Genomic DNA, 16296 nt, shown 5'->3' on the forward strand with positions numbered 1-16296 from the left:
CCATCCTTCCGTCTGTCAGCGAACCTGGATTGAGCCGTAGCCTTCTCGGCAGCTCAATCAGTCATTTCCTTTATAGCGCGGCTTGTAACATAAGCAGGGCCAGCGCTGCCTATAGTGGAGCGATTGCATCCACGACCCCGACCATGCCCCGCCTACCCGAACTGGAAACTCTGGAAGACTTGCTCGACCAAGCGCCCGCCAGCGCCCGTGTGCATACACTGGCCACGGTGGGCGAGGAAAATTGGCCTTTGTATGCGCTGGTGCTAGGCAATCCGGCCCCCGAAGCGCCAGTGCTGGGCTTTTTTGGCGGCGTGCATGGGCTGGAGCGCATTGGCTGCCAGATTGTGCTGGCGCTGCTGCGCAGCATTCTGGTGCGCCTGCATTGGGATAGCAGCCTGCAGCATAAATTGGAACGCATGCGCTTGGTGTTTATGCCGCTGATCAATCCCGGCGGGATGCTGCGCGGCTGGCGGTGTAATCCCGCCGGAATCGATCTGATGCGCAATGCGCCACTCGATGCCGCGCAACGCCCGGCCTGGCTGGTCGGCGGCCAGCGCCTGAGCCGCCATCTACCCTGGTATCGTGGCCCGGCCGGTGCCGCGCTGGCGGCGGAAAACCAGGCATTGTGCCAACTGGTAGAGCGCGAATTGCTCTGTAGCCCGTTTAGTCTGGCGCTGGATTGCCATTCGGGCTTTGGCCTGCGCGACCGGCTGTGGTTTCCCTACGCTCACACCCGCCAGCCCTGGCCTGCGCTGCCCGAGGTGTATGCGCTGGCCGAGCTATTTCAGCACAGCTACCCCTATCACCCCTATCTAATCGAGCCACAGGCGCGCCAATACACCACCCATGGCGACATCTGGGACTACCTGTATTTACAACACGCCAGCCACGGACAGCGCCAGTTTTTACCGCTCACGCTGGAACTGGGCTCTTGGTTATGGATCAAAAAAAATCCTCGCCAGCTGTTATCGCTGCTGGGTTTATTCAACCCGATTGTGCCGCACCGGCAGCAGCGCGTTTTGCGCAAGCATCTGGTTTTATTCGAGTTTTTAATTCGCGCCGTGCATGATCATGCGTATTGGCTGCCGCGCGGTGAGCAGCGCCATGAGCTGGCGGCCCGCGCTTATCAATATTGGGATTACCGGCCATGAGCAACACTTGGGTGTTATTGCGCGGCCTGATGCGCGAAGCGCGCCACTGGGGCGATTGGCCGGCGCGCTTGCAAGCGCGCTACCCACACGATCGCATCATCTGCCCCGATTGGCCCGGCTGTGGCCAGCATTACCAGCAGCGTAGCTTGCTGCGCATTGAAGAGATGGCAGGGTATCTGCAGCAAACTCTGATCCAGCAAGGGGCTAGCGGGCCATACCGGGTAGTGGCTATTTCGCTGGGCGCCATGGTGGCCTGCGCCTGGGCCCAACAGCGGCCAGCGGATTTTATCGATTGCACCTTAATCAACCCCAGCTTGCGCGGCTACAGCCCGCCGTGGCAACGCCTGCGCCTGGCTAACTGGCCGCGTCTGCTTGGCTTGCTGGGGCAAAGCCCGGCAGCGCGCGAAGCCACCATCCTGGCCCTTACTAGCCAACGCGCCGAGCCCGCCGTGCTAGCCGCTTGGCAAGCCTGGGCGCGCGAAGCGCCGGTGAGCCGGGCCAATGTCCTGCGCCAGCTCTGGGCGGCCGCCCGGTTTCGCCCGGCCCACCAGGCACCAGCGGTACCGCTACAGATTATTCAGGGGCTGGCCGATCAACTGGTTGATCCCCGCTGCGCCAGTGTGCTGGCGCAGGCTTGGGGCTGCCCGCTGCGCAGCCACCCCACTGCTGGGCACGATCTGCCACTGGACGCGCCGGAATGGTTACTCGCGCAGCTCGCCGCAGCGCCAGCCTAGGCGCAGCCGACTTGGTACTGTCACCCGAATTGGCTAAGCTAAGCTTTTCCCCCACAGCAGGATATCCACCATGAAAGTGCTCGCCATCTGCGGTAGTTTGCGTGAAAAATCGGCCAATAAAGGCATGCTGCGTTATGCCCAAGCCCATGCGCCAGCCGGCATGGAGATCGAAATCGCGGATCTGTCGGCCATTCCGTTTTACAACGCCGATCTCACGCCGATGCCAGCCGCCGTGCAGCAACTAATGCAGCAAATGCAGGCAGCGGACGCGTATATTTTTGCTGGCCCCGAATACAACTATTCACTCGCGCCAGCGCTGAAAAACGCCATTGACTGGGCCTCGCGCGCCGAAGGCAATGCCATTTTGGGCGGCAAAGCCGTGGCCTTGATGGGCGCGGGCGGCGGCATGGGTACCTCGCGTATGCAATATCATCTGCGCCAAGTGTGCGTGTTTGTGGATTTGCATCCGCTGAATAAACCGGAAGTGTTTGCCAATGCCTTTGCCGGTGGCTTTGATGCGGATGGCAATGTGCTGGATGAGAAAGTGCAGGAAAATATCCGCCAGCAATTGGCCGCACTGGCGGCGTGGGCGAATAAGCTGAAAGATTAAGCTATACCCCGCCATGTATTGCCAGCAGGCTATTTTAAATCAAGGCCTAGCTGGCAATACCCTCAAGGCGTTGCCATACCCCATTCACCCGCCCTTCAATCGGCTGGTATTGGGTTTTGTAAGTCATCTTACGACAGCCATCGATCCAGTAGCCCAGATACACATAGGGCAACCCCAACTGCTTCGCCAGGCCTATCTGCCACAGAATGTTGTACACCCCTAAGCTGCGCTGCGGCCAATCAGGCTCGAAAAAGGTGTACACCGAGGACAGCCCATCATCGAGCTGGTCGATCAAGCTCACCATACAGACTTCGCCATCCTGCAAAAACTCGGCCAGCACGCTTGAGACATTGCTGCGCAGCAGAAAGCTCTCGTACTGCTCGCGGTTGTCCTGATCCATCCCCCCGCCCGGATGACGCTGACGCTGATAGCGCTGGTACAGCTGGAAATGCTCTTCGCGAAAAGTAAGCTCAATCAGCCGCACTTTCAGCGACTGATTGCGCTGCGCCACTCGCCGCTGAGTGCGGCTAGGTTGAAAATCTGCCACCGGTAATCGCACCGGCACACAGGCGCTACAGGTATCACACCAGGGGCGATATACAAATTGCCCGCTACGGCGAAAGCCCTGCTCCACCAGCTGGCTATACACACCGCTATCGATCAGGTCCGAGGGCACCGCCACCTGCGAGCGCGCCAACTCATTGGGCAAATAGCTACAGGGGTACGGCGCCGTAGCGTAAAACTGCAGCTGCACCGTGTGTTTGCGAAAGGTGTCGTTCATGGTGGCTTCCTACGCGGGGCCAGCGCCGCTGGCCTGGTGATCGTACGACCACGGACCGGGATCGACATACTGGGCGGTCAGGCGCTCCAGACTGGCCATAAACTGCGCACGGGGGATTTCGCGGGCGCCAAAACGGGCCAAATGGTCGGTATACATCTGACAGTCGATCAGGCCGTAGCCTTGTGCGTCCAGCCAGCGCACCAGATGCACAAAGGCGATTTTTGAAGCATCGGGCCGGCGGGCGAACATGGATTCACCATAGAACATTTTGCCGATGGCCATGCCATACAGGCCGCCAGCCAGCTCACCATCGATCCAGCATTCGATGCTGTGGGCAAAACCGGCCTCATGCAAGGCGGTGTAGGCCGCTAGCATTTCGGCCGAAATCCACGTGCCCGGCTGACCCGCGCGCGGCTCGGCACACGCCGACATCACCAAGTGAAAGGCCGTATCAAAGGTAACCCGATAGGCTTTATTCCGAATCACTTTATCAAGCGAACGATGCACATGCAGCTCGGCCGGATACAGCACCATGCGCGGGTTGGGCGACCACCACAAGATCGGCTCGCCCGGCATAAACCAAGGAAAAATGCCGCGTTGGTACGCGGCAAGTATGCGGTTCGGGCTTAAATCGCCACCGGCAGCCAGTAGCCCATTGGGCTCGGGCAAGGCCTGACTCAGGGGCGGAAATTCCAGCCGATGATCCAGCCACGGGATCATCGTTTATTTTTTACTCTTGCTCTGGCAATCGCCGCAGGTGCCGTACAGATACATCTCGTGTTCCTGAATCTGGAAGCCATGTTTTTCGGCAATTGCATCTTGCCGAGCTTCGATTTCCGGATCGTAAAATTCTTCAACCTTGCCGCATTTCACACACACCAGATGGTCATGGTGTTCGCCGTGATTTAATTCAAACACCGATTTACCGGTTTCGAAATGATGGCGCACCAGGATGCCGGCTTGTTCGAATTGGGTTAGTACGCGATACACGGTGGCCAGACCGACATCGATTTCTTCGGCGATCAGCATGCGATAGACATCTTCGGCCGTCAGATGGCGTTCGGTACTGGTTTCAAACAAATTCAGGATTTTCAGGCGCGGACCGGTGGCTTTCAGCCCCATCCCTTTCAATTCTGCGGCTTTGCTCATGGTTATTTTTTCCCGTGTGTCACTGTGCGGTGTTGGCGCAATAGGGTTATCATATAGCGTTTCGCGGTGCCGCGCACCGATCCATACAGTGAAGCGCAAACGCATGAAGGCTAGAATTTCTACTGCACTCCTCCTGAGCAGCCTCTTCCTGGGCGGCTGCAGCGTGGTCAATTTTCTCACGCCCTACAAGCTGGATATTCCACAAGGCAATCAGATCACCATGGATCAGCTGGAAAATCTGAAAGTCGGCATGACGCAAAGTCAGGTTCGCTTCCTGCTCGGCACCCCGCTGTTGGTCGATCCTTTCCATCAAGACCGCTGGGAATACATCTATCGCGATGAAAAAAGCGGTGATGTGAAAGTGAACAAGCGTTTCTCGATCATCTTTGAAAATAATATGGTGGCCCGTTGGGAAGGTGAAGTACTGCCTGAGCCGGCCGCCCGCAAAGAAGCGCGCGTGCGAGCCAGCGCCGTGGTCAGCGATGATCAGCTGATGCGCAGCAAGGTGAATCCCGGTGCGCCAGACAGCAAGCAAGTCGAAGTCAAACCTCTGATTGATAAAGGATTCTAAATGACGATGAAAATCGCCATTGCCGGTGCTTCTGGCCGCATGGGCCGCATGCTGATCGAAGCCGTCGTGAATGCACCTGATGCCCAATTGCATACCGCCCTAGATCGCGCGGGCAGCGAAAGCATCGGCCAAGACGCCACCGCCTTTCTGGGCCAAACCAGCGGCATCACCATCACCGCCGATCTGGCCGCCCTGCAAGGTGCGGATGTGATCATTGATTTCACCCGCCCGGAAGCCACCTTGGCGCATCTCGCGGCTTGTCAGCAATTCGGCGTGAACATGATTATTGGCACCACCGGTTTTGACGAAGCCGGCCGTGCTGCTATCGCGGCTGCGGCGAGCCAGATCGCGATTGTGTCGGCCTACAATATGAGCGTGGGGGTTAATCTGGTCTTCAAGCTCCTCGAAGTTGCGGCAGGGGTATTGAACCAGGGCTACGACGTTGAAATCGTGGAAATGCACCACAAACACAAAGTTGACGCCCCATCAGGCACCGCGATTGCCATGGGTGAGGCGGTGACGCGCGCTTGGGATAAAGCCCTGAAAGACATTGCCGTGTGGTCACGCGAAGGGATTACCGGCGAGCGCAAAGATGGCACCATCGGCTTTGCCACCTTACGCGGCGGCGATGTGATTGGCGACCACACGGTGGTCTTTGCCGGCGCCGGTGAGCGCGTAGAAATCACTCACAAAGCCAGCAACCGCACCATCTATGCGCAAGGCAGCTTGCGCGCGGCACGTTTTTTGGCCAGCAAAACCAGCGGTCATTATGATATGCAGGATGTATTAGGGCTGAAATAAGCCACTTCAGTAGAGCGGTAGATATGAAAAAAGCGAGGCCAAAGCCTCGCTTTTTTGTACTCTGCAGGTTGGTGAGGGGATACCCATATCCCAATCCACCAGCCAAGGTGGTCTGCCCGATCGGAAACTTCAACTGCGTACGGCACCTACTACTGCGTACTACCTGCTTCCTATCTTACAACTCACTACCCTTGGCACGGGCTGCGGGGCAGATTGCCCACATGGATTGCAGCCACCTAGCCTGACAACACGATGTTGCCTAAACAATCGGGCCAGCTAAAGAGCACATAAAGAACAACGAAACGGGTTTCGTTTCGTTACCGGTCGGCATTCATTGCTTCAGGCTTGAATCATGTCAGCCTGCGGGCCGTTGCCGGTAGAACGAGATCACGGATGATCAGGATTTGCCTAGAGGCGAGCTACCTAAACTGCGATTACAGATCTGCAAATTCATCTCCTCTGTAAGTACAGCAGTCAACAATAACGTCCTTGCGGAAAACCACGAACTCCTCTTTTGTTGCCGTAGTATTAATTTAGACCTAAACGTGCAGTCCTGCAACATATCCTGATGACCAGGCCCACTGAAAATTGTATCCGCCCAGCCAGCCGGTTACATCCACCACCTCGCCAATGAAGAATAAGCCCGGCACTTGGCGCGCCATCATGGTTTTGGATTGCAGCTCATCTGTATCCACCCCACCTCGCGTCACCTCGGCTTTTTTATAGCCTTGTGTACCTGAGGGTTTGACTTCCCAGTGGTGCAGATCATCGGCTATTTGCTGCAATACCTTGGGTGAGTATTGCTTGAGAGGCTTTATTTCACCGTATTTCTGCAGCCATACCTGCAAGAAACGCTTAGGCAGCCATTCTGCCAAGATCGTACTCAGCAAAGCCTCACGATTGGCCGTCGGCCAAATATCGGCCAACTGCACGCTCGGCAAGAGATCGATCACCAGGCTCTCGCCCGGCTGCCAATAGCTGGAAATTTGCAAAATCGCCGGGCCGGAGACACCTTTATGCGTAAACAAAATTGCCTCGCGAAACTGCTGTCGGCCGCACGCCACAATCGCGTCTTCAATCGCCACGCCAGCCAGCTCGGTCCATAAATCTTCGGCCTGAAAAGTCAGCGGCACCAGCGCAGCCGCCTGCGGCACGATGCGCAGACCAAACTGCTTGGCAATCTCATAGCCAATCGGGGTAGCACCGATTTGCGGGATGGATAAGCCGCCGGTCGCCACCACGAGGGATTCGCACTGCCAGCTTTCCGACTGGTCATCGCGCTCTGTCTGCACCACAAAACCACCGTCAGGATGCCCCGCCACAGCCACAATCCGGCTCCCCTGCCGCCACTGGGCGCCACCGGCATCGACTTCGGTTTTCAGTAAATCAATCACCCCTTGCGAGTGCTGATCACAAAAAAGCTGGCCCAGGGTTTTCTCTTGAAAACTCAGCCCGTGTTTGTACATCAGCGCAATGAAATCATGCTGGGTAAATTGCTTCAGCGCCGATTTCACAAAATGCGGGTTATTCGAGAGATAGCATTCAGGGCTGATATTGAGATTGGTAAAATTACAGCGCCCACCACCCGAGATGCGGATCTTTTCGGCCAGCTTGAGACTATGATCGATCAGCACCACACTGCGCCCACGCTGCCCAGCCGTTGCTGCACACATCATTCCGGCCGCCCCGGCCCCCAAAACCACCACATCACATCGTTGCATTTGCCACTCCTTGTTGCGCGGCATTGTACCGTGAAACCGCAGCGGCTCTGCGGCCGGCAGCTTACCGGTCTATACAGCAAAACCCGATTGGCATTATTACGAAGGCCAAGCCCCCATGGCCTAGCGTAAAATAACGGCTTGATTTCCCCACCGACGGAGCTGGCAATGCGGACGATGATAGTAAGTGATCTTGATGGCACTTTGCTCGACAAAGAGCACAAAGTGGATGCCTTTACCGCCGAGACCCTGCAAACGCTGGCCGCACAGGGTTACGCCATTACGATTGCTACTGGCCGCCATTTTCTCGATGTGCGCGGCATTCGCGCTGCGCTGGGCGTACCGGCCCATTTGATCACCTCAAATGGCGCACGGGTTCATGATCCGGAAGATTGCGAAATTTATGCTGAAAATATCGAACCTGAGCTGGCGCGCGCACTGATGCAGCCCGATGTTTCCAGTGGCTCTTTGCTGAATGCCTATGTGGATGAGGGCTGGCTGGTTGAGCGCGAGTGTGAAGAGCTGGTTGGGGTGTATTACAAAGACTCCGGCTTTGGCTATCAGGTCTGCAATCTGGCGGCGCACAGCGGCGAAGGCATCGCCAAGATTCTCTACATTGGCGAACATCAGGCGCTCACCGAGATCGAAAGCCGCATTCTGGCGCGCTACGGCGATGAGGTATATATCACCTTTTCGGCGCATGATTGCCTCGAAGTCATGGCTCCGACTGTATCCAAAGGCCACGCCCTCACCGCCGTACTGGCCCGCCTAGGCATTGATGCCGAGCATTGCTGCGCTTTCGGCGATGGGCAAAACGATATCGAAATGCTGGCCGTCGCCGGCCAGGGCTTTGTGATGGCGAATGCCAGCCCCAAACTCAAAGCCGCCCATCCGAACCTGCCCGTGATCGGCAGCAATGAACAACATGGCGTTGCCAGCCAGCTGCGGAAGATGTTTAATCTCTAGGCCACCGCCATGGAGAATAACCGATGCGCCGCTTTTTGCTTGCTGTTAGTTTCAGTGTGATGACCAGCTCGGCTTGGGCTGCCTGCAGCCCTTTGCTCAATCACCAGTTTAAAACCCTGCAAGGCCAGCCGTTTGATCTGTGCGCCTATGCTGGCAAGCCCATTCTGGTCGTGAATACGGCCAGTAAATGCGGTTTTACCAAACAGTTCACCAAGCTGGAAAAGCTCTACGACCAATATAAGGGTCGTGGTTTGCTGGTGATCGGTTTTCCCTCCAATGACTTTAAGCAAGAACTCGAAACCAACGCGGAAATTGGCGATTTTTGCAAACTCACCTATCTGGTCGAGTTTCCGATGATGGAAAAAACCAGCGTCTGGGGCAAAAGCGCCAATCCGCTGTATCAGCAGCTCAGCAAAACATCGGGTACCACGCCGAAATGGAATTTCTACAAATACCTGATCGCCCCCGATGGCAAAACCGTAACTGCTTTTAGTTCGATGACCGAACCGGATGACCCCGAGATCGTTGGCAAGATCGAGGGCTGGCTCGGTAAAAAATAAGAAAAAAAAACCTGCCTTCCGGCAGGTTTTTACTGTGTGGTATTGCTTTAAGAGGCCGCTTTAAAGGGCCGGCGATAACGACGTTACCAGCGGGCCAAAGGCATTGGTTTCCTGGTTAAAATCAAACAGCGCGCCTTGCTGAATATCGAAGTACCAGCCCAGCAAGCTTAGCTTGCCCGCCTCAACCCGTTTGGCAATAAACGGGAACGTCATCAGATTATCCAGCGAAACAATAATCGCCGCCATTTCACAGGCCCGAATCTGCCGCTCTTCATCTTTATGCGCCAACTCGCGGCGCACATGTTCGCGCGCCTGCTCGGCGATTTGCACCCAGCGGCCGACAAAATTGGCTTCGGTTTTCGATTCGGGCTCTTGCATCAGCGCGCGAATCCCGCCGCAGGCCGAATGCCCCAAGATAATAATCTTGCTGACTTCCAGATGCTCGACCGCATATTCAATCGCCGACGATACCCCGTGAAACGCGCCATCAACTTCATACGGTGGCACCAGGTTGGCCACATTGCGCACCACAAATAGATCGCCCGGATCACAATCCATCAACAGCGCCGGATCGACCCGCGAATCAGAGCAACCGATCAGCAGTGTCTTTGGGTTTTGGCCCTGCTTTAGCTCATCAAATAAGGTCTGGTGTTCGCCAAAGTACTTATGCTGGAAGCGGCGGAAACCGCCGATGAATTTTTCTATATCTTCCATCTTTCTCCCCAAGGCTAGATGTTTCATCCGGGCGTAATTCTACTGGTTTTCACTGTGCACTGGGCGGACAAATACAGTACATCCTGTAGAAGCACAAAAGACGTTCAATTTTTTTGAATAGTCAATACAAGTAATTTCGCTATCAATCACTTAGCACGCCCACTATGATGCAATGCGTATTCAGAATAACTGAACAAGGACTTTTCATGAAAAAACCTGCTCCCGCCCAATACAGCGCGCTGCAAATCGGCCTGCACTGGCTGGTGGCGGCCCTGATTCTGGCCGCATTTATTCTGATCTGGCAATTTGGCAATACCCCGCTGGCGCCCGATACCTTCAAGCTGAAATTACAGCTGATTGCCTGGCATAAATGGGTGGGTATTACCGTACTGGCGCTATTTGTGGTGCGTCTGATCGTGAAACTGGTGCGCGGTGCACCCGAGATTGATCCAGCCACCGACCCGCTGCAACGCAAGATCGCCATTGGCGTGCATCACCTGCTGTATCTGTTGATGGCGGCGATTCCGCTACTGGGCTGGATGCTTAGCTCGGCCAAAGGCTACCCGGTGTTGCTGTTTGGCGTAGTGCAATTGCCTGATCTGGTGGGAAAAAATGAAGAACTAGGCCACACCCTGCGTGAAGTCCACGAATTACTGGCCAACGGTTTACTGGTGTTGATCGGCCTGCATGCCGCAGGCGCCATCAAACACCACGTAATCGAGAAAGACGGCACTTTGGCGCGGATGCTGCCCTTCCTGCGTCGGAAATAAACCTCACCACACCTGCACGGTGCAGGCAGTGTGAGCTGGCCCATGGCCAGAAACTGAACTTTAAACGAGATTTAGACTCAATTCGGCCAGACTCAGCGACCGGATTTAACTTGATTGGCTGGCCTACCCCAGCCCCACTGGAGAAAACCCATGCTTGTACGCGCTACCCTGTTAGCCACCCTGCTGATGACCACTCTCGGCGCCCACGCCGCACAAACCTTGGTGCCGGCCAAAAGCCGTCTGGGCTTTACCTTTAGCCAGATGAACACGCCCACAGAAGGCCTGTTCAAGGCTTACACCGCCACGGTGGATTTTGACCCGGCCAAACCGGAAACGGCCAAAGCGCAGATCATCGTTGACCTCAATAGCATTGATGTCGGCGGCCCGGATGGCAATGCCGAGGCGAAAAAGAAAGCCTGGTTTGATGTGGCAACCAACCCGAAAGCCACCTTTACCGCCACCAGCGTCAAAGCGCTGGGCGGGGGTAAATTTGAAACCAAAGGTACTTTAAACATCAAAGGCATTACCAAAGAAGTGGTCGGCCAGATGACCGCCAAACAGCAAGGCGCTGAATTGGTACTGGAAGGCAATGTGCCGCTACTGCGACTGAATTACAAACTCGGTGATGGCGCCTGGGCCGACACCGGCACGGTAGCAAACGAAGTTGCCGTGAAATATAAGCTGGTATTGACCGGTAAAGCAGGCAAATAAAAGCATTTCAACTCATACCCACTAGGAGTATTACTCATGAAACAACTGATTTTGGCGTCTGTACTGTCGGTAGCAGCTATTGGTGCACAAGCGGCCGATACCTATAAAATCGACCCATCACACACCTATGCCAGCTTTGAAATCAACCACCTGGGCTACTCAACTCAGCGCGGTAATTTCGAAAAAACCAGCGGTACTATCACTCTGGATACCGCAAAAAAAACCGGCAGCGCCGACATCAGCATTGATGCCGCTAGCCTGCGCACCGGTTGGGAAGCGCGTGACAACCACCTGAAGGGCGAAGACTTCTTCAACGTGAGCAAATTCCCAGCCATGACCTTCAAAAGCAATAACTTCAAATTTGAAGGCGACAAGCTGGTGAGCGTGAGCGGTGATTTCACCCTGCTGGGCGTGACCAAGCCACTGACCCTAAACGTCACTAACTTCAAATGCGCGCCACACCCAATGAGCAAAAAACCAGCTTGCGGTGCAGATGCGGTGGCCACCATCAAACGCAGCGACTTTGGCATGAAAGCCTATGTGCCAGCCGTGGGTGATGAAGTCACACTGCGCATCCAGGTTGAAGCCAGCAAATAAGCTGCCTCACCCAACAACCCCTGCTAAGGCAGGGGTTCAGATTGATGACAAACCCCACTCGCGAAGCGAGGCGCCCCTCAAGGAGGGGCCGGGAGGGGTGGGAATAGAACATCAAGGCTGCAGGTTACACGCCTTTATTTCCTAGGCTCGGCTTGGCCGAGACTTGAAAAAGATTGTTCCCCCATTTTGTCCGCAGCCTGACCCCTGCTAAGGCAGGGGTTTTTTTCTGCCTGCGCTTGCCGCCAGCCGCCGCCAAAGGCGACAATACGGGCCGCAATCAGAATCACGAGGACGCCTTGCATGCAAGAACAAGAAACCAATCAAGCCACCCCGCTGCTGGGCAAAATTATTTTTGGCAGCCGCTGGCTGCAATTGCCGATCTATCTGGGCCTGATCGTGGTGCAAGGGGTGTATGCCTACAAATTTCTGGCCGGCCTCACCAGCATGATGCTCAATCTCGGCTCGCTGAGCGAAACCCAGATTATGTTGGCCGTGCTGGGCCTGATTGATGTGGTGATGATTGCCAATCTGCTGCTGATGGTCACCGTCGGCGGCTACGAGACGTTCGTTTCCCGTCTGCGTATCGATCGCCACCCCGATCAGCCCGAGTGGCTCGATCATGTGAACGCCACCGTACTGAAAGTTAAACTCAGCATGGCGATTATCAGTATTTCGTCGATTCACCTGCTGCAAACCTTTATCAATGCCGGCCAGCTGCCCGAATCACAAATGAAATGGCAGGTGATTATCCATCTGGCCTTCCTGATCTCCGCCGCGGCGCTGGCCTACACCGACAAACTACTGCACTCGGTCAGCCACCCATCGCACTAAACAGTACCCGACATACCCGCACATGTATTGCGCCAGAGCCATTGCCATGCAATGGCTCTTTGCTTATACCCCTAGGCAATAGCGCCAAAACTGTACCCCTGCCGACTGTCACTTGTTGCTTCTTGCGACCAAAGCTAAATTGGCTTCACCCTACCGAGAGCGAGCCCAATATGCCCCGACTATTTTCCTATGGCACTTTGCAGCAAGAGAATGTGCAGCTGGCCACCTTTGGCCGAATACTCAGCGGCCAAGCCAGCGCGATTGTGGGCTACAGCCAGACTATGGTGGCGATTGATGATCCAGAAGTTGTCCGCACCAGCGGCAAAACTCACCACCCGATTGTGCGCTACACCGGCGACCCCGCCGCCCAAGTGAGTGGCACCGTATTTGAGATCAGCGACGCCGAGCTCGCCCACGCCGACCGCTACGAAGTCGACGCCTACCGCCGCGTCGCCGCAACACTGAGCACCGGTGGTGAAGCCTGGGTGTATGTAGCGGCGGATAGTCTGCACGAATAATTAGGACATGGCCTGCTGGCAAGCTTGAACCGACGAAGCCATCAGCCCGCCTGCAACCACTGCCGAATTGTCTGATCGCTGGTGAGGGCATCAACCCACCATTTCAGCGCTTGGCCGGCGTCTTGGCTGCGCCAGGCGTGGCAGAGCCGCACATGCGGCTGTACTTCGGCTACGGCTTTGGTGATGAGCTCGCCACTGGCCAGAAACGGTTTGGCCCAGGCCAGCGGTAAATAGCCGCAGCCCAAGGCGGCGACTTGGGCGAGGGTTTTTTGCCGCATATCGGGCACGTGCAGCATTTCCTGCCCGGATAAAATATTGAAGGAATGTTTAGTGAGCTGGCGGGCGCTATCGGGTATCACCACCGCGCGGTGCTGCATAATGGTTTGCGGAGCCAGCGGCTCTGGGCTCTCGGCCAGCGGATGCTGCGGCGAAATCACAAAGACCGAGCGAAAATCGCCCAGCACATGGGTGGAATACCCGCCACCCGCCGGCCCTTGCGCGATGGCGCCAATCACAATATCGGCGCGCCGATCCAGCAGCGCTTCCCAGGTACCGCCCAGTGCTTCATGCAAAAATCGGATGCGGGTGCCCGATTGCAGCGCATCAAACTCGCGCAGCAGCGGGTACAGCAGCTCCAGCGGAATAATAGTATCCACGGCGATGCCCAGCTCGGTTTCCCAACCGGTGGCCACACGTTTGATCCGGCATTCCAGCTCATTGGCGGCGCGCAGCAAATGCCGACCTTCGTTGAGCAGCTCTTGCCCGGCAGCCGTGAGCTGGGCGCGATGGCCGCTGCGATCAAAAATCTGCACGCCCATATCGTCTTCGAGCTTGCGCACCATATAGGTGACGGCAGACGGTACGCGGTGAACTTCCTCGGCAGCGGCGGCAAAGCTGCCACGGCGGGCAATCGCATCGAGAATTTCGAGGGCTTCCAGACTTAAACGCAGCATGGGGCTTATTCCGATTTTTTGAATGATTTGGGCAGATCTTTTGGCTATCAATGGCCTAAGGGCAAGCTTATTATGGCATACACCATTCAAATGAATTGAAGGAGCTCACGATGATTACCCTACGCAAAGCGGACGAACGCGGCCATGCCAACCACGGCTGGCTGGATTCACACTTCAGCTTCTCGTTTGCCGAATACTATGATCCGGCGCATATGCATTTTGGCGCTTTGCGGGTGATCAACGATGACCGCATCGCCCCCGGCATGGGCTTTGGTATGCATCCGCATCAGGATATGGAAATCATTACCTATGTGCTGGCCGGGGCGATCGAGCACCGCGATAGCATGGGCAATGGCTCGATTATCCGCCCGGGCAATGTGCAGCGCATGAGCGCCGGCACCGGCGTGCGCCACAGTGAATTCAACCCCAGCCAGAGCGAAGAGACGCATCTGCTGCAGATCTGGATTATGCCGGGCGTGAAAGGCATTGCCCCTTCATACGAAGAAAAGATCTTTGCCGAAGCGGAAAAACGCGGCCAGCTGCGGCTGGTGGCCAGCCCCGATGCCGAACAAGACTCGGTGCTGATTCATCAGGATGTACGTCTGTATGTCGGCCTATTTGATGGCGATGAAGCGCTGGTACAAGCGCTGCCCGCCGGGCGCAAGCAATATGTACACGTGGCGCGCGGCCAGCTGGAAGTAAATGGCGTGGTCTTGCAGGCCGGTGATGCGGCCATGCTCACGCAGGAAGCACAGCTGAGCTTGCAACACGGGCAGCAAGCCGAAGTGCTGGTATTTGATTTATTCTGATTCGCCCCTTGGCGCTCGTCACCGCTGATGCCCCGGCCCCGCCGGGGCATACTCATTTGGGTATTACCCCACAAGCTTTTCCTGACAAAGCCTACACGCATATACCCCTTTAGAGATTTGCCAAGCGTCACTCGTCGCACGCCGCCAAATCGCCAAGGCAAGATTCGGACAAATCCTAAGCCAGATTCCGACAAGGACGTGCCTCCTCCCGCGCCGTACAATCGATGCACAATACCAAGGAGGATGACCCATGCACCCCACTCGCGCCCTCGCGCTGGCCGCGCTCAGCAGCCTGGCCCTGCATACTCAGGCAGCCCCAGCCGCGACGCCAACGAATCCCGACACCCCCAGCTATACCCTCGCCGGCCGCTGGCAAAAAAACGGTGATGCCTATCAAACCACCTGGCCCGGCGTGACGCTGAGTGCGCGCTTTAAAGGCAGCGCGGTGGGCGTGGTGCTGAAAGACGAGTCGAGCTATTACGTAGTGGAAATCGACGGCCAGCCCAAGCTGCAAATCGAGCCCGCTCGCGGCAAACGCACGGTATGGCTGCGCGATTTACCCGCTGGTGAGCACACGGTGGCGCTGATTCGCCGCAATGAAACGCCCGAATACGTCGGCCAGGTGTATGGCTTTACGCTGGAGCAAGGTCAATGGCTGCCGGCACCGGCGGCGCCCAGCCGGCAAATCGAATTTATTGGCGACTCATTCACCGCTGCGCTGGCCAATCTCACCACCCGCCGCGATTGCCCCGACAGCGCCATTGCCGCGGGCACGGACATTACCCAAGGCTTTGCGGTCAAAGTCGCCCGCAGCCTGAACGCACAATGGCAAACCAATGCCATGTCGGGCATGGGGCTGATTCGCAACTGGAATGGCAATCTGCCCGATCGGGATTTCCGCACCTTCTACGCCCGCCGCCTGCACACCGAGCCTGGCAGCACGCCGGGCAGCCCAGCCGAAACCGGCTGGAAACCACAGCTGGTGGTGATTGGGCTGGGGATTAACGATTTTTCTACCCCGGTCAACCCGGGTGAAAAGCGCAGCACCGCCCAACGCGCCACTGATTTTCAAGCCGCCTATCGCCAGCTGATCAAAGAGCTGAACAGCCGCTACGGCCAGCCGCAGATCATTATGCTGGCGATGAAACTCTGGCCGGATGACCAGCAACGCCCGAACGTGCAAGCCGTGCTCGCGGCCGAGCAAGCAGCGGGCAATACCCGCCTGCACTACCTTGACCTCGACCCGATGCAGCTCACCGCCTGCCAGTGGCACCCCAACCTCGCCGATCATCAGCAAGTGGCGCAACAGCTGCTGGAAACCATCAAGGGCCTGCCGTTGAATTGGTAATGTC

20 protein-coding genes are annotated in these 16296 nt (G+C 56.6%); 14 read left to right on the forward strand and 6 right to left on the reverse strand.

Translation table 11 applies throughout. The features are described 5' to 3' along the window. Positions 1-143: 143 nt before the first annotated feature. From L991_RS09395 to L991_RS09405, 3 genes are all read left to right on the forward strand, one after another. On the forward strand, positions 144-1151 hold the full coding sequence (locus L991_RS09395) for a M14 family zinc carboxypeptidase (protein WP_047394518.1): 1008 nt from the start codon (positions 144-146) through the stop codon (positions 1149-1151). Then, complete coding sequence (locus tag L991_RS09400; RefSeq protein ID WP_047394520.1) at positions 1148-1885, forward strand: alpha/beta fold hydrolase; 738 nt, start codon at positions 1148-1150, stop codon at positions 1883-1885. Before L991_RS09395 ends, L991_RS09400 begins: the two co-directional genes overlap by 4 nt. A gap of 70 nt (positions 1886-1955) precedes the next feature. Continuing rightward, positions 1956-2495 carry an NADPH-dependent FMN reductase gene (locus tag L991_RS09405; RefSeq protein WP_047394523.1) on the forward strand — a complete coding sequence of 180 codons (540 nt, stop codon included), beginning with the start codon at positions 1956-1958 and terminating at the stop codon, positions 2493-2495. A 46-nt stretch (positions 2496-2541) separates the two neighbouring features. Here the strand turns inward: L991_RS09405 and L991_RS09410 are convergent, their stop codons facing one another. Genes L991_RS09410 through fur form a run of 3 tightly spaced genes read right to left on the reverse strand, consistent with a single transcriptional unit; the run spans position 2542 to position 4425 of the window. Further along, the gene (locus L991_RS09410; protein WP_028448537.1) at positions 2542-3276 is read right to left on the reverse strand and encodes an arginyltransferase; all 735 of its coding nucleotides are present in this window, start codon (positions 3274-3276) and stop codon (positions 2542-2544) included. A gap of 9 nt (positions 3277-3285) precedes the next feature. Next, positions 3286-3996, reverse strand: a complete 711-nt coding sequence (aat, locus tag L991_RS09415; RefSeq protein ID WP_047394526.1) for a leucyl/phenylalanyl-tRNA--protein transferase — start codon at positions 3994-3996, stop codon at positions 3286-3288. Positions 3997-3999: 3 nt separating this feature from the next. Further along, the gene (fur, locus tag L991_RS09420; protein ID WP_047394701.1) at positions 4000-4425 is read right to left on the reverse strand and encodes a ferric iron uptake transcriptional regulator; all 426 of its coding nucleotides are present in this window, start codon (positions 4423-4425) and stop codon (positions 4000-4002) included. A 103-nt stretch (positions 4426-4528) separates the two neighbouring features. On the opposite strand from fur, the gene L991_RS09425 reads away from it, so the two are divergent. Together L991_RS09425 and dapB are read left to right on the forward strand one after the other, a co-directional pair. Beyond that, the gene (locus L991_RS09425) at positions 4529-4996 is read left to right on the forward strand and encodes an outer membrane protein assembly factor BamE (protein ID WP_081986612.1); all 468 of its coding nucleotides are present in this window, start codon (positions 4529-4531) and stop codon (positions 4994-4996) included. Continuing rightward, entirely contained in the window at positions 4997-5797 is an 801-nt protein-coding gene (dapB, locus tag L991_RS09430; protein WP_047394528.1) for a 4-hydroxy-tetrahydrodipicolinate reductase, read from the forward strand. A gap of 539 nt (positions 5798-6336) precedes the next feature. Here dapB and L991_RS09435 read toward each other — a convergent pair. Continuing rightward, the gene (locus L991_RS09435) at positions 6337-7518 is read right to left on the reverse strand and encodes an NAD(P)/FAD-dependent oxidoreductase (RefSeq protein WP_047394703.1); all 1182 of its coding nucleotides are present in this window, start codon (positions 7516-7518) and stop codon (positions 6337-6339) included. A gap of 165 nt (positions 7519-7683) precedes the next feature. Between L991_RS09435 and L991_RS09440 the strand changes: the two genes are divergently transcribed. Together L991_RS09440 and L991_RS09445 are read left to right on the forward strand one after the other, a co-directional pair. Continuing rightward, a complete protein-coding gene (locus tag L991_RS09440) occupies positions 7684-8481 on the forward strand; it encodes a Cof-type HAD-IIB family hydrolase (protein ID WP_047394531.1) in 798 nt (265 codons plus the stop codon). A 23-nt stretch (positions 8482-8504) separates the two neighbouring features. Then, on the forward strand, positions 8505-9041 hold the full coding sequence (locus tag L991_RS09445; protein ID WP_047394532.1) for a glutathione peroxidase: 537 nt from the start codon (positions 8505-8507) through the stop codon (positions 9039-9041). Positions 9042-9101: 60 nt separating this feature from the next. On the opposite strand, the gene L991_RS09450 is transcribed toward L991_RS09445, so the two are convergent. Beyond that, positions 9102-9755: a carbonic anhydrase gene (locus L991_RS09450; RefSeq protein WP_028448530.1), complete on the reverse strand. Its 654-nt coding sequence runs from the start codon at positions 9753-9755 to the stop codon at positions 9102-9104. Between the two features lie 206 nt (positions 9756-9961). On the opposite strand from L991_RS09450, the gene L991_RS09455 reads away from it, so the two are divergent. The 5 genes from L991_RS09455 to L991_RS09475 all read left to right on the forward strand — a co-directional run bounded on the left by L991_RS09455 (position 9962) and on the right by L991_RS09475 (position 13182). Continuing rightward, on the forward strand, positions 9962-10525 hold the full coding sequence (locus L991_RS09455) for a cytochrome b (RefSeq protein ID WP_047394535.1): 564 nt from the start codon (positions 9962-9964) through the stop codon (positions 10523-10525). 150 nt (positions 10526-10675) lie between these two features. After that, entirely contained in the window at positions 10676-11236 is a 561-nt protein-coding gene (locus L991_RS09460) for a YceI family protein (protein WP_047394536.1), read from the forward strand. A 36-nt stretch (positions 11237-11272) separates the two neighbouring features. Continuing rightward, on the forward strand, positions 11273-11833 hold the full coding sequence (locus tag L991_RS09465) for a YceI family protein (RefSeq protein ID WP_028448527.1): 561 nt from the start codon (positions 11273-11275) through the stop codon (positions 11831-11833). A 300-nt stretch (positions 11834-12133) separates the two neighbouring features. Beyond that, the gene (locus L991_RS09470; RefSeq protein ID WP_028448526.1) at positions 12134-12664 is read left to right on the forward strand and encodes a TIGR00645 family protein; all 531 of its coding nucleotides are present in this window, start codon (positions 12134-12136) and stop codon (positions 12662-12664) included. 170 nt (positions 12665-12834) lie between these two features. Next, a complete protein-coding gene (locus tag L991_RS09475; RefSeq protein ID WP_047394540.1) occupies positions 12835-13182 on the forward strand; it encodes a gamma-glutamylcyclotransferase family protein in 348 nt (115 codons plus the stop codon). Between the two features lie 41 nt (positions 13183-13223). Here L991_RS09475 and L991_RS09480 read toward each other — a convergent pair whose 3' ends face one another. Next, positions 13224-14135, reverse strand: a complete 912-nt coding sequence (locus L991_RS09480) for a LysR family transcriptional regulator (RefSeq protein WP_047394543.1) — start codon at positions 14133-14135, stop codon at positions 13224-13226. 110 nt (positions 14136-14245) lie between these two features. On the opposite strand from L991_RS09480, the gene L991_RS09485 reads away from it, so the two are divergent. Both L991_RS09485 and L991_RS09490 read left to right on the forward strand, forming a co-directional pair. After that, complete coding sequence (locus L991_RS09485; protein ID WP_047394546.1) at positions 14246-14944, forward strand: pirin family protein; 699 nt, start codon at positions 14246-14248, stop codon at positions 14942-14944. Between the two features lie 250 nt (positions 14945-15194). After that, a complete protein-coding gene (locus L991_RS09490; RefSeq protein WP_052190778.1) occupies positions 15195-16292 on the forward strand; it encodes an SGNH/GDSL hydrolase family protein in 1098 nt (365 codons plus the stop codon). Positions 16293-16296 lie beyond the last annotated feature (4 nt).

This window comes from Chitinibacter sp. ZOR0017 (genome assembly GCF_000799095.1).
GTDB lineage: Bacteria > Pseudomonadota > Gammaproteobacteria > Burkholderiales > Chitinibacteraceae > Chitinibacter > Chitinibacter tainanensis.

Bases quoted from the DNA above. Each gene is read 5' to 3' on its own strand.
- L991_RS09460 (WP_047394536.1), top strand. From the start codon at position 10,676: ATGCTTGTACGCGCTACCCTGTTAGCCACCCTGCTGATGACCACTCTC.
- aat (WP_047394526.1), bottom strand. From the start codon at position 3,996: ATGATCCCGTGGCTGGATCATCGGCTGGAATTTCCGCCCCTGAGTCAG.
- L991_RS09440 (WP_047394531.1), top strand. From the start codon at position 7,684: ATGCGGACGATGATAGTAAGTGATCTTGATGGCACTTTGCTCGACAAA.
- L991_RS09445 (WP_047394532.1), top strand. From the start codon at position 8,505: ATGCGCCGCTTTTTGCTTGCTGTTAGTTTCAGTGTGATGACCAGCTCG.
- L991_RS09405 (WP_047394523.1), top strand. From the start codon at position 1,956: ATGAAAGTGCTCGCCATCTGCGGTAGTTTGCGTGAAAAATCGGCCAAT.
- L991_RS09395 (WP_047394518.1), top strand. From the start codon at position 144: ATGCCCCGCCTACCCGAACTGGAAACTCTGGAAGACTTGCTCGACCAA.
- L991_RS09450 (WP_028448530.1), bottom strand. From the start codon at position 9,755: ATGGAAGATATAGAAAAATTCATCGGCGGTTTCCGCCGCTTCCAGCAT.
- L991_RS09435 (WP_047394703.1), bottom strand. From the start codon at position 7,518: ATGCAACGATGTGATGTGGTGGTTTTGGGGGCCGGGGCGGCCGGAATG.
- L991_RS09490 (WP_052190778.1), top strand. From the start codon at position 15,195: ATGCACCCCACTCGCGCCCTCGCGCTGGCCGCGCTCAGCAGCCTGGCC.
- L991_RS09425 (WP_081986612.1), top strand. From the start codon at position 4,529: ATGAAGGCTAGAATTTCTACTGCACTCCTCCTGAGCAGCCTCTTCCTG.
- L991_RS09465 (WP_028448527.1), top strand. From the start codon at position 11,273: ATGAAACAACTGATTTTGGCGTCTGTACTGTCGGTAGCAGCTATTGGT.
- L991_RS09410 (WP_028448537.1), bottom strand. From the start codon at position 3,276: ATGAACGACACCTTTCGCAAACACACGGTGCAGCTGCAGTTTTACGCT.
- L991_RS09475 (WP_047394540.1), top strand. From the start codon at position 12,835: ATGCCCCGACTATTTTCCTATGGCACTTTGCAGCAAGAGAATGTGCAG.
- L991_RS09480 (WP_047394543.1), bottom strand. From the start codon at position 14,135: ATGCTGCGTTTAAGTCTGGAAGCCCTCGAAATTCTCGATGCGATTGCC.
- L991_RS09485 (WP_047394546.1), top strand. From the start codon at position 14,246: ATGATTACCCTACGCAAAGCGGACGAACGCGGCCATGCCAACCACGGC.
- L991_RS09455 (WP_047394535.1), top strand. From the start codon at position 9,962: ATGAAAAAACCTGCTCCCGCCCAATACAGCGCGCTGCAAATCGGCCTG.
- dapB (WP_047394528.1), top strand. From the start codon at position 4,997: ATGACGATGAAAATCGCCATTGCCGGTGCTTCTGGCCGCATGGGCCGC.
- L991_RS09400 (WP_047394520.1), top strand. From the start codon at position 1,148: ATGAGCAACACTTGGGTGTTATTGCGCGGCCTGATGCGCGAAGCGCGC.
- fur (WP_047394701.1), bottom strand. From the start codon at position 4,425: ATGAGCAAAGCCGCAGAATTGAAAGGGATGGGGCTGAAAGCCACCGGT.
- L991_RS09470 (WP_028448526.1), top strand. From the start codon at position 12,134: ATGCAAGAACAAGAAACCAATCAAGCCACCCCGCTGCTGGGCAAAATT.